The 16999-nt window shown below is 31.9% G+C and carries 8 protein-coding genes; all 8 read right to left on the bottom strand.

Translation table 11 applies throughout. The features are described 5' to 3' along the window. Positions 1 to 5: 5 nt before the first annotated feature. Positions 6 to 3167, bottom strand: a complete 3162-nt coding sequence (locus tag ACKTTC_RS01355) for an efflux RND transporter permease subunit (RefSeq protein WP_408037561.1) — start codon at positions 3165 to 3167, stop codon at positions 6 to 8. 6 nt (positions 3168 to 3173) lie between these two features. Further along, positions 3174 to 4301, bottom strand: a complete 1128-nt coding sequence (locus ACKTTC_RS01350; RefSeq protein ID WP_408037559.1) for an efflux RND transporter periplasmic adaptor subunit — start codon at positions 4299 to 4301, stop codon at positions 3174 to 3176. Positions 4302 to 4321: 20 nt separating this feature from the next. Then, positions 4322 to 4768, bottom strand: a complete 447-nt coding sequence (locus tag ACKTTC_RS01345) for a MarR family winged helix-turn-helix transcriptional regulator (protein WP_408037557.1) — start codon at positions 4766 to 4768, stop codon at positions 4322 to 4324. Between the two features lie 131 nt (positions 4769 to 4899). Further along, positions 4900 to 5727, bottom strand: a complete 828-nt coding sequence (locus ACKTTC_RS01340; RefSeq protein ID WP_408037555.1) for a DUF4249 domain-containing protein — start codon at positions 5725 to 5727, stop codon at positions 4900 to 4902. A gap of 4 nt (positions 5728 to 5731) precedes the next feature. Then, complete coding sequence (locus ACKTTC_RS01335) at positions 5732 to 8101, bottom strand: TonB-dependent receptor (RefSeq protein WP_408037554.1); 2370 nt, start codon at positions 8099 to 8101, stop codon at positions 5732 to 5734. Between the two features lie 265 nt (positions 8102 to 8366). Further along, positions 8367 to 12803, bottom strand: a complete 4437-nt coding sequence (locus ACKTTC_RS01330) for a reprolysin-like metallopeptidase (RefSeq protein ID WP_408037553.1) — start codon at positions 12801 to 12803, stop codon at positions 8367 to 8369. Between the two features lie 277 nt (positions 12804 to 13080). Beyond that, entirely contained in the window at positions 13081 to 13989 is a 909-nt protein-coding gene (locus ACKTTC_RS01325; protein WP_408037551.1) for a LytTR family transcriptional regulator DNA-binding domain-containing protein, read from the bottom strand. Between the two features lie 134 nt (positions 13990 to 14123). Next, positions 14124 to 16976, bottom strand: a complete 2853-nt coding sequence (gene carB / locus ACKTTC_RS01320) for a carbamoyl-phosphate synthase large subunit (RefSeq protein ID WP_408037550.1) — start codon at positions 16974 to 16976, stop codon at positions 14124 to 14126. Positions 16977 to 16999: the final 23 nt, after the last annotated feature.

Here is a 16999-nt window from a genome sequence, read left to right as displayed (position 1 = left end):
TCGTTTTATTCAGTCAGTTCTTCATTTTCAGATTCCATTTCTTTAATGGCTCTTTCTACTTCTTCTCTAGATGGTTTTTTACCTTCCCAAAGCCATTTTGTGTATACTTTAGAATAATTAGAAATAGATAACAATACTGGTAACGTTAACAGTGTTAAGAAAGTAGCTATCATAATTCCGTATGCAATAGAAATAGCCATTGGAATTAAGAACTGTGCCTGTCTGCTCGTTTCAAAAATTAAAGGAGCCAATCCTGCTACCGTAGTAATTGTAGTTAAGAAAATTGCTCTAAATCTCGATTTTCCTGCTGCAAACAATGCTTCTTCATATTCCATTCCTTCTTTTAAATAACTGTTGAATTTACTTATCAATACCAATCCGTCATTTACCATAATTCCTATAAGCGCAATGATTCCTAACATAGAAAGAATGTTTACTGCAAATCCGTGAATCCAGTGTCCCCAAGCAACACCAATTAAACTAAACGGAACCATAATTAATAACATAAATGGTTGTCCGTATGACCTGAATGTAAATACGATTACAATATAAATTAGTAGTAAAATCACTGGCCCTACGATTTTTGCTGAATTTGAAACTTTAGACGCTTCTCTGTTTTGTCCTTCGTACAATGCAGTTACCGATGGGTATTTTGCCGCAATTGCTGGCATAATTCGCGTTTGAATATCTGTTAAAGCATCTGTTGCACTTGCTTGTGCATCTTTCATATCTGCTTCAACTTTTATTTCTCTTTGCCCTTCTAAGTGATTGATAGAAATTTCTCCACGTTCTATTTCATAGGTTGCTATTTCAGAAAGTGGTACTCTACTTCCAGAAGGTGTTGTTATACGCATATCGTCTAAGTTTTTAATTGACGAACGTTCTTTTTTGTCGTATCGAACCCAAACTTTAATTTCATCTTGACCTCTTTGAAAACGTTGTGCTTGTCTTCCAAAGAATCCGCTTCTTATTTGCGACATTACTTCATTTAAATTCAAACCAAGTAAATACGCGTTGTCTTTTAATTTTAGTTTTATTTCTTTGATTCCTTGCGGATCATTATCGGTAACATCTTTTAATTCTTGATTTTTTGTTAATTCTGCTTTTAATTCTGTTTTAGCAGCTTTTAACTCTTCAATATTGTTACTTAATAATGATACTGATACTGGACTTCCTCCAAAATTCCCTCCAGAACCAAAGGTTAATGATTCAACTCCATATACTTTTCCTACTCTTTCTCGAATAGCATTGGTAATTTCTCTAGAACTAAAGTTTCTATTTTCTCCTGGTAATAAGTTTATTCGTAACGATGCTTTTGCAGAACCTGGACCTATTTGTTTCAATATATTTTCTACTACAGGTTCGCCTTCATTTCCGTATTTCTTTGTGAACTCCTTCTCTACTTCCCATGCTTTCGTTTCTACTACAGAAATAATGCTATCGGTAATTTTCTCATTAGTTCCTTGTGGCATTGTTAAATTCACAGATACTCTATCACTGGCAATAGAAGGGAAAAAAGTTCCTTTTATAATTCCTCCTTGAAATGCTCCAATAGTTATGAATAAAAAAGCAATAGGGATTACCAGTCCGAAAAACTTATTCTCCAATACAAATTTTAAAGCTGGAGCATACAATCTATCACGCATAAAGTCCATTACATCTTCTGCATACTTATTAAACTTATATAGTTTTTGATTTCTATCTAATGCTTTAGAGTGTGCTACGTGCGCTGGTAAAATAATTAATGCTTCTACTAAAGATAGAATTAACGTTAACGCTACAACTGTTGCTACTTCTCCAAAAAATTCTCCAATATTACCGTCTAAAAAGAAAAATACAGAGAATGCCAATACTGTAGTTGTAATTGCCGAGATAATAGGCGGAACAACTTCCATAGTTCCATCTATAGCTGCACGAATTGGGTTCTTTCCTTTTTCGTAGTGATGATAAATATTTTCTGAAATTACAATTCCATCATCTACCAGAATACCAATTACGATGATCATTCCAAAAAGCGACAATACATTGATAGTAATGTTGAAATATCCTGCTAGCATAAACATTCCGAAAAAAGCAACAGGTAATCCTGCGGCTACCCAAAATGCTAATCTTGGTCGTAAGAATAATGATAAAAACAACATTACTAGCAACATTCCTTGCCATGCGTTTTTGAATAATAATTCTGTACGTTGATTTAGTGTGATGGATGCATCTCTTGTAATTTCAATTTTTACGTTTTTGTGCTCCTTGTTAAATTTTTCGATGTATTCATTTATCTTCTTGGCAGAAGATAATAAGTCTTCACTATTGGTGTTACTTACTTGCATTCGCACCGCTAAATTATCGTTGTAATAATTTCTATTTGGTGTTTCATTCCAAATATCGCTAACTGTAGCTACGTCTTTTAATCTGATAATATTTCCAGAAGCATCTGCTCTTACTACTAAATTATCTAACTCGTCTCCGTAGTAAGATCTATTATTCGCACGAATTAAATATTCTTCTGCATCTGTTTTTACAGAACCTCCTGTAGTTAAGATATTTGCTGTTGCAACTGCATTTGCTACTTGATTAAATGTTAAGTTATATGCTAACAAATCATTCTCTCTTACAGCAATTTCAATTTCTTCTGCTGGATACCCTGAAATGGTGATTTGAGATATTCCGTCTATTCTTCTAATATCGTTTTCTATATCTCTTGCAATACTTTTTAACGATTTTAAAGAAATTTTATCTCCTGTTACTACGAAACTAATCGTTTCTGCAATATTCTCAACTTTGGCAACTACTGCAGGTTCCATTCCCGTAGGAAAGTTAGGCACTTTATCTACTGCATTTTTAACGTCTGCTAAAACAACATTGATATCATAGTCTTTTAGTGTTTCTACTGTAATGGTTGCCGTGTTTTCTGATGATGTTGAAGTTACCCTATCTATTCCAACAAGTCCTTTTAAATTATCTTCAATTTTTAATACTACTCCTTCTTCCATTTCTTGTGGAGAAGCACCAGGATAAGCTACGTTTATGGTAATAAACTTTGCTTTTGTTAAAGGGAAAAAAGAGGATTTTAAATTTGAATAGCCTAGAAATCCTAGAATAACAAAGGCTATTATAATAATATTTACTGCGACAGGATATTTTATAAAATATGCTATTGTTTTTTTCATTCTTCTCTATTTTTTAGCATTTGTTGCTTCAGTAAATATTTTTACGGGCATTCCAACATAAGCTCCTGATAAAGGTTTAGAAACTAATTGCGTTCCGTTTTTTAAGCCTTTAATCACAACTGTACTTTCATTAAAATGAACTGGAGTAATTGCCACAAGATTTAATGCTTTATCCTGTACAATGTATACCGACTTATTCTCGACTAATAATTTTCTATTAATCTCAATAGCGTTTGTAACAGTTTGGGTAGGTACATTTGCTTCTAAATACATTCCTTCACGTAGATCTTTTCCTTTCACTTCTACAAAAACTTGTACTGTTTGCGATGTTTGGTCTATTTTTCCATTTATTCTTGCTACTTTACCTGTCCATGTTTTTGTTTTTTCTAGGTTATGTAACATTACTTCTTTTCCTACTTGTAAAACATCTGCTAGCATTCCATTTACAGACAATGGTAATTCAAACACCGAAGTGTCTATAAATTCTCCTAATTTTTGCCCTGCTCTTACCAAAGTTCCATTCGTTACTAAAGCTTCGGTTAAAACTCCTTTAAAAGGCGCTCTAATATTGTATTTTCCTAATCGGACTTCTTGGTTTTTAATATTGTAATACGTTGTGTAAATATTTTTTCCTGTAATAAAGTATTTTTCTTTGTCTGAAGTTGGCTCTGGTAATGGTGGTACTGTTTTGTTAATGTCAAAGTTTTTTAAATACGTATCCCATTTTTGAAAAGATGCAGGGTAGTCTAATCTAATATCTGGCATTATAGAAGCGATTAAATTTTGTAATGTGCTTCGTTGAGACTGAATAGATGCATATAATTCTTGACTATTAATTCGTAATAATGTTTGTCCTTTTGAATATGATGTACCTACTCTAAAATCTTTTCTTGCTGTTTGTAAAACACCTTGTACCTCTGAGTACAAGTCTACTTTGTTTTTGGCCACCAAGTTTCCATTTGCTGTAATTGTAATTGGAATTTCTTTGTTGGCAACTGTTTCTACAAAGACAGTTTTTTCAATTTTAGTTACTTTTTGCTCTGGTTCTTTTTTACTATTCTTTAGATAATTAGATAATAATGCTGCACCTCCTAATACTAATATCCCTACTCCTACAATGATTAGTTTTCTCATGGTTTACTTTTTAGTTGTTACTACAACTTTTTAGCTGATTGTGTTATTAAATTTTCTTGTACTCTTTTAATTATTTCTATTGCTTTTGCTATTTCTTCTTCTGAAATATTTTCTTGTAATGATTTTGCAAAATGCTCCATAATGGGAGATGTTTCTTTTAAAAGAAGTTCTCCTTTTTTAGTTAAATAAATACGGTTTATTCGTTTATCTGATTTACATGGTATTCTTGCTACTAAACTTTTTTTCTCCATTGTGTTTACTAGTCGAGTCAATGAAGTCTTATCTCTTCCTGTTAAAAAAGCTAATTCTTGTTGCGGCACTCCATTCTTTTCTTCTAACTTCTTTAAAAGTATCCACTGGGTTTTAGTTAAGCTTATATTCTTTTCATAAAACACATCCTGAATATGATTATCTATCATTTTCATTGTCTTCCCCATCCAAGGCACTAATGTTTTCTCTATGTCCATATGCATCACTTTATATAAGATGCAAAATTAGATTAAAAGCTTAATTTAGTTGCATATGCAACAGGTTAATTTTTTGTTAAAAAAACCGAAGAAATAATGTCTTCGGTTTTAATATTATAGCTTCATATCAATTAGTTAATCGTATAATTTTCGTTAACAATCTCACTTAATCGAAAATAACCGAATACTTCTTCATTAGAATTATTGACATTGATACAGTTTCCTCTTAAACGTGCTGGTGTACTTTGAAAAGGTCCTCCTTGTCCTAACTGCTCTATTAATAAATCGATATAATTAAAGTATTGTCTTGAAATACCTTGCAAACTAATTGCAACAATACTTCCAACTTCTAAATCTTCATCTCTGTATTGAATAAAACTTTCGTTTCCATTGATAAACTCATCATCTCTCGCTTCTAAATCTGGAATTGGTATGTTAGATGCTTTAAATCTTCCTAAGTAAAAATTGGTTTCACTTTCTTCATCATTAAAAAATACTTTAACCTGCAATTCTTCTGAGCCTCCAAAAGTTGTTCTTGTTTCTTGTTCTACTTTTGTGATATCTGTAACAGGAATAAATATTTCTGTTCCTCTATACGTATTTCCATTATACACTACTTCTAATGCATATTCGTTATTTAAAATTGGATTGAATGTAGTTGTGGTGTATTCTCCATTATTTTGATTTGTAAATACAAAGACTTCACCTGTATCTGTATTTGTCACTTGTACCGTTGCATTAACTACAGGTGTATTCTGATTTTCTGAAAAATAAGGTGTAGAAGTACTTAGTTTAATGGTTTGTTCATTTCCAACAGTTCCTTTTTCCCATAAAATAGAAGCTTCAACTACCAAACGATTACCTCCATTGGCTAAATCAACATCTACCACTTCTGTACATCCTGTAAAAAATCCTACACTTACGAATACCAGTATGAATTTTATAATTGATTTTTTCATTTTCTTAAAATTTAAAATTATAGCTTACGGAAGGGATAATTCCGAAAATTGTAGTTTGCGTTGCCTCGTTAACTCCTGTTGTTGTATTTTGTTCAAAACTAATAGAGGCAGCATTACTTCTGTTATATAAATTATATATACTAAACACCCACTCGCCTTTCCATTTCCTGTTTTTATTTTTTCTTGGTGTAAGTGTTGCAGAAATATCTAAACGATGATAAGCTGGTAATCGATCTGCATTTCGTTCGCTATATGTTGGTACAGACAATCCTTCATACTGAAATTGGCCATTTGGATTTGTAACAGGTCTTCCTGTTTGGAATACAAAATTCCCTCCAAAACTCCACTTTTCATTCAATTTATAGTTTCCTGTTAACGAAATATCATGTGTTCTATCAAAAGCAGTACTGTACCAATTTCCTTGATTAATTCCCAGTCCTCCTGAAGCGTTTCCTGGTGTTCTCTGTTCTGCTCTAGATAACGTATATGACAACCACCCTGTAAAATTCCCACTATTTTTTCTTAACAAAAATTCTGCTCCATACGAACGCATTTCTCCGATCAAAATCTCACGTTCAATTGTATTTTGAGCGATTAAATCTGCTCCATCTATATAATCTACTCGATTAGCTACAGTTTTATAATAGGTCTCTACTTCAAAAGAATACTCTCCATCTTTAAAGTTTCTAAAATATCCAACTGCATACTGATCTGCTAACTGTGGTTTTATAAATTCTCCACTTGGTGCCCATACATCTAATGGCGTTGCCGATGTTGTATTTGAAATTAAATGTAAATATTGTGCTGTTCTGTTATAACTTCCTTTTACAGAGCTATTTTCATTTAACTGGTACGAAAGCGCAAATCGTGGCTCTAAATTATCAAAGAAAGAAATGGTACTTCCACTACCATAGCTGGTTTCTCCTATTGGCTCTGCTCGTTCATAAATTCCTAATGTTGGATTATATACTACTGGTAAATTGTTTTGATATTGATTTAATGTTTGGCTTCCTAAACGATGAAAAGTACTATAGCGAAGTCCATACATAGCCGTTAATTTATCACTAATTTTATGCTCTAAACTCCCATACAACCCTCCTTCTACGGCAAACTTATTATCTAATTTTCTTGGGTTAATAGGTGAAGAATCATTCAACGGATTTAAATCTCCTGGATCAAACTGGTAATAGATACCACTTGCTCCAAAGTTAAATTTCAGTTTATCATTGGCATAATAACTTACATCGTATTTTAGATTGTAATTATTAATACTCGATTTCCAATCTAAACCAACACTATTTATCTGTAATCCATAATTATATCTACTATAGATTAATGAAGTATTCGCAAACAACTTATCGTTAAAAATATGATTCCAACGTAAGTTTGCTGATATATTTCCATAGGAATTCGTAAAGTTTTCAGCCAAACTAAAATCGTCTTGGCCAGAATAACCCGATAAGAAAATCCTGTTTTTTTCATCGATTTTGTAATTCGATTTAAAATTTAGATCATAAAATTTAGCACTATTCTCGTTATCTGTTAATTTTAAAAACAAATGTGCGTACGAAGCTCTTCCTGCAATTAAAAAAGAGCCATCTCCATCAAATAAAGGAGCTTCTAAGGTAAGTCTACTCGAAATAGCTCCAATACCTCCAGTAAGCGCTAATTGTTTACTATTTCCTTCTTTTTGACGAATATCTAATACTGAAGAAATACGTCCACCAAATTGTGCTGGAATTCCTCCTTTGTATAGTTTAATATCTTTAATAGCATCGCTATTAAAAACCGAAAAGAAACCAAATAAATGTGACGAGTTGTAAATTATAGCTTCATCTAATAATATTAAATTCTGATCTTCTGCTCCTCCACGCACATTAAATCCTGATGCTCCTTCTCCTGCATTGGTAACTCCAGGTAGTAATTGAATAGATTTTATAATATCTACTTCTCCCATTACTGCAGGAATTTGCTTTATTGTTTTTGTAGATAATTGCGTTACACTCATTTGAGGTGTGCGTAAATTTGTCTTTTTTAATCCTTTTGTGGTTATGACTACTTCCTCTAATTCTGAAGCATCTTCTTGTAATTCAAAATTGAGTTGTACGTTTTTATTAAGATCTATTTGTTTTTCAATAGCTACATAACCTAAATATGAGATTTGAAGTGTATACGTTCCTTCTTTAAGTGTTAATGAATAAAACCCGTATTCATTCGTTGACACACCTAAATTCATATTATTTACTATAACTGTTGCTCCTACTAAAGTTTCACCATTAGCTTTGTCTTTTAAAGTTCCACTAATTGTAAATTTCTCTTGTGAAAACCCAAAGAACGAGGTTAACAATAGGACGTACAAAATGTATTTTCTCATAAAATTCTGAATTATTTTTCTTCAAAATTAACGAGAAGAATGCAGCTGTGTTAGCTAGTTTTACTATGATTGGTGCGAAAAAACATTTTTTGGTGTGAAACGTATTGTGTTAACTTTTTTTTAAGATGTGTACAACGCAAAAATTTAAAGAGAATGGATGTATATTAAGTTACGACAAAAAAGATTGGAAACTCTTTTGATATATATTTTCTTATTAAAAGAGACTGCCTAAAAAGGCAATCTCTTTTATATTATTAGTTTATTATTATTTCTTTATAAACTTTAGATTTTTTGTTTCACCTTTTCTCTTCAACTGTAGCGTATAAACTGATACCTTTAAATCGCTAATGTCGATATAATTTATAGCTATTCCCTTTTTAACTTCTTGACCGAGATAATTATAAATCACATAATTTATTCCTCTTGCAGTAGCAGAAGGGGTAATTATGTAAAGGAATTGGTCTGTTGGATTAGGATAAATACCAAAGCCTGATTCATTTTCTCTTTGGTTTAGTAGTACTTTACTTTCTGATACCACATTGTTGTTTTCTGTTTTTATTTCAAATTTATCAATAGCAACATCTCCTCTTAATGTATTACCTGTTCTACGAACAAAAGAGAAACGAATAGTTTTACCTACATAATTGGCTAAACTTACAGAAGTATATTTCCATGCATTTCCTTTATCACCTGATTGATGCCAAATTGTGGCCCAAGTATTTCCTCCATCTTCGCTTATATTTAATTTTAAATCTCCTAAGTTAGGTGCTCCATACATATGATAGACAAAAGAAACTGTAGCATTTTGAACAACAGATAAATCAAAGCATGGAGAATATATTATAGCTTTCTTAAAGGGATATCCTATTCCTTTTTCTGCTGCGCTTACATACATATAATGTGTGCCTTCGTATGCAGCAGATGGGCCAGTATCGCGAGTTAACGTTTCTTCACTTGTTCTTATCCAATCAAGATCATCATTAGGCTCTTGTACCCATGAATTAAAAGACAGATCAAAAGATTCTTTATATGGAAAGTTAGAAACGCTATTAGAACACTCAATCATTTTAACCTTAATAGTTCTAGTAATAGGTTTCGCTAAATTACCATCGCTGTCTGTAACATTATAAGTTAAGATATATGTTCCTATTTTTCTAGTATCTACATTACCGGTTATAACAATATTCTCACTAATATCTCCATCAGTAGTATCAGTGGCAGTAGCACCATTATCTGTGTAAGTATCACCTACATTTACTTCAATTTCTTTAGCTCCTTGTAAAGTTAAAACAGGAAAATCATTATAATTAATTGCAGATAACTTAAAAGCATCAATAGCTACATCTGCTCTTTTACTAGCACCTGTTTTACGGTTAAAACGGAAACGGATTCCCTTATTTACATACTGATCTAAATTTACAGAGGCTGTTTTCCAAATATTAAATTTACTATCTGATGTAGCTTTCCAAATCTTCTTCCAAGTTTGACCATCATCATCGCTAAGTTCTAGATTTAGACTTCCTATATCTGGATCTCCATACATATGATATGCAAAAGAAACAGTAGCATTCGTTATTCCGTATAAGCTAAAACAAGGCGAATATAACGTTGCTTTTTTGAATGGATGTCCAATACCTTGCTTAGAAGCATCTACATATGTATAGTAACGACCTTGATATGCTGCATTAGGTCCAGTATCTGGAGTTAAAGTTATCCCTTGTCTTCTTTTCCAATCAATATCATCATTAATATCTTGCGTCCATAACCCAAATGAGGTTTCAAATGATTCAGTATAAGGATAGCTGTCTATACCATTTTGACAACCTTCTAAGTTTACGTGAACAGTTCTAGTGATAGACTTAGCAATATTTCCAGCTTTATCAGTTACATTATAAACCAAAGCGTAAGAACCTATTGTATTTGTATCTACAGTACCAGCTATTGTAATATTTTCACTGATATCACCATCTACATTATCTATTGCAGTTGCTCCAGTATCCGTATAAGTATCACCTAAAATAATAGTTACTTCACTTTCACCTAATAAGGTTAAAACTGGTGCTTCTGTATCTGGTTCAACAATGATTACTGTATAATCTTCTACTTCTCCAAGACTAAAAACATCACATGGATTTGGAATGAAATCTCTTTTTAAAATAATTCGCATAGTGGTATTTCCTAATTTTGCTGATGTAGGCACCTTAAAAGTACCTTTAACAGGAGATTCCGTAGAAGCTTCTTGGCTCCAAACCAATTCTCCTGGATCTGTAAATACACCATTTTGGTTATAATCAATCCAAACTCCATGTGCCATTTCGATAGGATAAATATCTGAAAAGATAGGAGTAATACTAATGGTTTCTTCGAAACCTTTTGTAATTGTCGTAGAAATATCTGTAAAATCATTATATGTTTTGCTAGATGAAGTATTATTCATCGTATTTAATGTTACATTACGTATATATCCAAGACCTGCATAAAAACTATTGGCTCCACAATATTGCAAACTTGTTCTAAAACTAATAGTTTCACTAAAGTTAGAGGTACTATTGTTGGGACAAACACTTTTTACTTTAAATTCATAGATAGTTGCTGGTTCTAAATTAGAAATTGTAGTATTGGATAACAGTGTGTTGTTTGTATTCCAAGTAGTATCTGTTGCTTTTTTATACGCATAGATATAAGAACCTCCTTTTACTTCATTCCAACTAATGTCTGCTTTTGATTTTGCAATATTATTTGCTAGTAAATTTATTGGAACTTTATCTGTACAAGGTTGGAGGTCTCCAATAATAAAATTACTATCAGTAATATCAAAGAAAATATGATGGCTTGCTTTGACCATAATTCTATTCTTATTACCTAATATATTAGGAATTGTAATATTATATGAACCATTATTAGGGACTTCGTTAGCTAAAACTATAGGAAAAGTATTTCCTCCATCTGTAGATAATAAAATATCTACCGTTTGCGCGTTAATATTATTAGCAGTTGTTCCCGCTACATCCCAAGTAATGGTCTCTGTATCACCTACAATCTTTATGGAGTTTGAGTTCATATTAGTAATTACAAATGGACCAGCATCTGCATTAACAGTAATTTTTACATCATCGCTTGCATTTGTACCTCCACCAATCCTGTTATCTCTAACAGTTAATCTAAAATTTAAGTCTCTACTTACGTATGGAATAGCTTCCCATTGCCATGAGGTTTTACCTTCCTGTATAGTTTCAAGTCTAGGGAAATATCTTGTAGGATTCTTAGTTGGTTTATAAGATCTAAAGGCTACTCCAGAATTTGTATATTCATTTGGACGTGTAGTAGCTGCGTCATTCTCATCTATTTGTTCCCAACAATAAGTCAATATATCATCAGTATCTTTATCTGTGGCTACACCGGTTAATGCAAATGGAGTTCCTTTAGGAATCGTAAAGTCATTACCAGCATTTACAACAGGAGCTGTATTTCCAGTTGCAGTATCAACCTGACAAGAAGTAGTCTTTATATAATCAGTAACTTGTTCGATACTAGCAGCATGAAAATACAGATCTCTATTCGATTGTACATCTAAACTAAACAGCGTACCAGCATAACTCATTATAGTTGAACCACTACCTGGCTCCATGTGTACATCTGTTCCTTCGTTTCTATAACTAAATGTATGATTTGCACCAAATTGATGTCCCATTTCATGTGCCACAAGATCGACAAAAGAATCACCTTCAGGAACGTTTTTAGAGCTAAAACCACTTCCTTTTTTTCCATCAATACAAACACAACCGATACATCCTGCATTACCATAATCTCCATCTTTTACAAATAAATGTCCAATATCATAATTCGCTTCACCAATAGTATTCGTCAAAGTTGTTTGTAGTTCTTGATTATAGTTATACCTAGAAGAATAAGGATCTGTAGCTCCATCAGTATAAATAACATCATCATTATTTGCTATGATAACCATGGTAATATTAAAATCCCTTTCAAAAATTTCATTTACTCTTGTTATCGTTGCATTGATGGCAGCTAACGCATCTTCTTTGGTTCCTCCATGGTATGCAGTGTATTCACCTGTTGAAGAAACAGCGATACGATAGGTTCTTAAAATTCCGTCATTCGCATTTTTTAAGGAGACAGAGTTCCTTTTTAATTTTCTATTTTCATGAGGATGTATATCACATTCAAAACCTTCTATTTCTTTAGGTTTATCGAATTTTTTGTAAATACTGTATCTGTGTGAATTTGTAGCATAAGGCTCTATAAAAATAGTGGGTTTATTTATACTCAATCGCATACTTTGCAATCCTTTGGAAGATACGCTAAATCTAATTTTATCTAAAGGGTTATCTATACCAACTCCTGAATAGGATTTAATATTAGGATACTTTGCTGCAAGTTCTAGATGTAAAACTGGAGTTTCTGTAATACGGTAATTTTCTAATACTCCTGCTGAATTAGGGAATGCAACAATTACATTTGATGTTTTTCCTGAATTTCTTACAGGGACATTCTTTAACGCTTGTTTAAACCTTTCAAAATCTAAACTATAAATGTTTTTGTCGGGTAGTTTTTTTTGAAGTGTATTTTTTCTCGCTCTAGCTATTTTGTTTCTAACGTTTTCTTTTTTCCAAAAATTATTGTTTTGAGCACATAAAATAGTACTCGCCATTAATAAGGTAAGAAGTAATTTTTCTTTCATGTTTTGGGAGGTAAAAAATTAATTAATAAATATTTATGAAAGAATTTACAATATTTTTTGTTTTAAATATTTGGTATTTAAATGATTGTTATTTTATGTTTATAAAATGATTATTTAGTACAATTCTACTAAAAAAACAGTTTCAACATTGTTAAAAGTACTTCCTAAGGATTCTTTAACCTTGACAAAAAACTCGAAAAGAAAACGAAGATAAACTTCTTTTAATAGCTGAACTTAGTGTTACAAGGCGCTGAAATTCATTGGCTTGAAAACTATCCTAATACAACGAAAGTTTAGTTTTAACGTCTTTTAAATAAGTTTTAGAAACAGGTACTTTTATAGATTCAAACGTTCCTAAAATCAATGTGGGTTTCTGATTGATATTCTTTAACGTTTCTATATTAATCAAATTTACAGCATATGAACGATGACATTTTATAATCGAAGGGATTTCTTCTAGTTCTTTTAAAATTTTAGAAAACCTAGTTCGTATAATTTGTTTGCACAGTTTTTCATTTTTCAAATACTGAATAGATACGTATTGATTCTGTGATTCCATAGCGTAAATAGCATTCATAGGAACTGTTAGTTTACACTCATTGTTTTCATCTACAATCTGAACTAAATCATCATTTCCCGATGCAATCTTATAATGATTATTCATTAGTTCTAAATCATTTTCAATTTCCTTTTTATCATTATGCAATTGTTTTATATAATTATAAATAAGAGTTCCCATTACTGGATACAACAGCACTACTGAGATATTAAAGTACATACCAATAGATCTAAGAATGATTTTACTTAAAAACCCCTCTACTGAATATATTTTTTCACTAAAGATTAATAATACCATAAAAGTTGCAAAGCAAATAATAAGCAATACATCAATAAGAAACCATTTTATAAAGTATTTTATCGTTCTATTTTCCACAAAGAACCGCTCTCGAAATATAAATTGACTTAAGGTTAAAATGGAAAAAATAATCATCGCAAAAATCAAAACAATCATGATATACCTAGTAACACTATGTCCATGAGCATGCGATTTATCTAAAATTCCAAAAGGTCTATATACCAATAGAAAAAACACAAAAAACAAGGTACTACTAATAATGTATTGCCATTTTTCTTGTCTAGTGTTGAATAAGGGTAACGGGATATTGAGGAGTTCTTTTATTTTCATTAGTTCTGTTAGCGGAATTTAATGGAGTGTTAAAACTAAAAAAAATCGCTTTGCAAAGTCGTTAAATTGTTCCTAATAAAAATACCCGAAGGCAAATCCTTCGGGTATTCAATTTTATCGTGTATGATTACATATTATTTACTCAAATACATTTTACGTCTTGAGTATAAATCATAAAACTCATCGTCTCTTAAACTATCTATAAATAAGATGCTCTCTCCTGTACTCTTCATTTCTGGTCCTAGTTTCTTATTTACATTAGGGAATTTGTTAAATGAGAATACTGGTTGCTTAATTGCATATCCTTCTAACTCTGGCTTAAAGTTAAAATCAGTAACTTTTTTCTCACGTAACATTACTTTTGTTGCATAATTCACATATGGCTCTTTATATGCTTTTGCAATAAATGGTACTGTACGAGAAGCTCTTGGATTCGCTTCAATAATGTACACCTTATCATCTTTAATTGCAAACTGAATATTTATCAATCCAACTGTATTAAGTTCTAAAGCAATCTTCTTAGTGTACTCTCTAATTTGCTCCATTACTAATTCTCCAAGGTTGAATGGAGGTAAGGTTGCATTTGAATCTCCTGAGTGAATTCCACAAGGTTCAATGTGTTCCATAATACCAATAATGTACACATTTTCTCCATCACAGATTGCATCTGCTTCCGCTTCAATAGCTCCTTCTAAATAATGGTCTAATAATAATTTGTTATTAGGAATCTTACGTAATAAATCTACTACATGCTCTAATAACTCTTCTTTATTAATTACAATCTTCATTCCTTGTCCTCCTAATACATAAGATGGACGTACTAAGATTGGGAAATCTAATTCATCTGCTAAAGCTAAAGCTTCATCTGCATTGGTAGCTACTCCAAATCTCGGATAAGGAATGTTATTATCTTTTAATAAGGTAGAAAAACTTCCTCTATCTTCTGCTAAGTCTAACGATTTATAACTTGTTCCGATAATTGGAATTCCGTATCTATCTAATTTCTCAGCTAATTTTAACGCTGTTTGCCCTCCTAACTGAACAATTACTCCTTCAGGTTTTTCATGCTTGATAATATCGTAGATATGCTCCCAGAAAACAGGCTCGAAGTATAATTTATCTGCTGTATCAAAATCTGTAGAAACTGTTTCAGGATTACAGTTAATCATAATTGTTTCATATCCAGATTCTTTTGCAGCATATACTCCATGCACACAACAATAATCAAACTCAATTCCTTGTCCAATTCTATTTGGCCCAGAACCTAATACAATGATTTTCTTTTTATCAGAAACTACACTTTCGTTAGCAACATACTTTTCTCCATCAGCAGTTTCAATTTCTTGCTCAAACGTTGAATAATAGTAAGGTGTTTTCGCTGTAAATTCTGCAGCACAAGTATCTACTAACTTGTATACACGCTTTACTCCTAATTCTTCACGCTTTTTATATACTTGACTCTCTAAACAATCTAGCATATGTGCTATTTGTCTATCACCATATCCTTTTTGCTTCGCCTCTAATAACAAGTCTTTTTCTAAGGTATCAATTGTATATTTAGAAATCTCTTTTTCTAATTGATATAACTCATCATATTGTTTTAAGAACCACATATCAATCTTCGTGATTTCGTGGATTTTAGATAAAGGAATTCCTAATTGAATTGCATCATAAATAGCAAATACTCTATCCCAAGAAGCATATTTTAACTTGTCTATAATTTTGTTATAATCTCTATAACTCTTTCCATCTGCACCAATTCCATTTCTCTTAATTTCTAACGATTGTGTTGCTTTGTGTAATGCTTCTTGGAATGAACGTCCAATTCCCATTACCTCACCAACAGCTTTCATTTGTAAACCTAATGTTCTATCTGAACCTTCAAATTTATCAAAGTTCCAACGTGGTATTTTTACAATTACATAATCTAAAGTAGGCTCAAATAAAGCTGATGTAGATTTTGTAATTTGATTATCTAATTCATCTAATGTATACCCGATTGCTAATTTAGATGCAATTTTTGCAATTGGATAACCAGTTGCTTTACTTGCTAAAGCAGAAGAACGTGATACACGTGGGTTAATTTCAATTGCAATAATATCTTCTTTTTCGTCTGGAGAAACTGCAAACTGTACATTACATCCTCCTGCGAATTCACCAATACTACGCATCATCTTAATAGCCATATCACGCATTTTCTGATAAGTCTTATCTGATAATGTCATTGCTGGTGCCACCGTGATAGAATCTCCTGTATGGATTCCCATTGGATCCATATTTTCAATAGAACAGATAATTACTACATTATCATTATCATCACGTAATAACTCTAATTCGTATTCTTTCCATCCCATCATTGCCTTATCAATCATTACTTCATGAATTGGAGAAATCTCTAATCCTCTTGTTAATGATTTTTCAAACTCTTCCTCATCATATACAATAGAAGCTCCTGCTCCACCTAAGGTAAACGATGCTCTAATACATAAAGGGAAACCAAACTCTTGCGCAATTTCTTTTCCTTTTAAGTAAGAAGTTGCTGTAGCTTGAGGTGCCATAGGTACATCAATTGTTCCCATTAACTCTCTAAATTTCTCTCTATCTTCTGTAATATTAATGGCATCAATATCTACTCCGATAATTTCTACTCCGAAATCCTCCCAAATACCTTTTTCATCTGCTTTAATACATAAATTTAAAGCTGTTTGTCCACCCATTGTTGGTAATACGGCATCAATTTGCGGGTGTTCTTTTAATATTTTAATTATCGACTTTGTTGTCAATGGTAAAAGATATACATGATCTGCCATTGACGGGTCCGTCATTATCGTTGCAGGATTTGAGTTTATTAAAATTGTTTCAATTCCATCTTCACGTAACGAACGTAATGCTTGCGAACCAGAATAATCAAATTCACATGCTTGACCAATTACGATAGGTCCAGATCCAATAATTAAAATAGATTTTAGGTCTTCTCTTTTAGGCATTTGTAATTATAATTAGTACAGTT

Origin of the sequence: Tenacibaculum amylolyticum (assembly GCF_964511145.1) — a bacterium.
Classification (GTDB): domain Bacteria; phylum Bacteroidota; class Bacteroidia; order Flavobacteriales; family Flavobacteriaceae; genus Polaribacter; species Polaribacter amylolyticum.
This window is presented reverse-complemented; position numbering and strand designations above follow the sequence as displayed.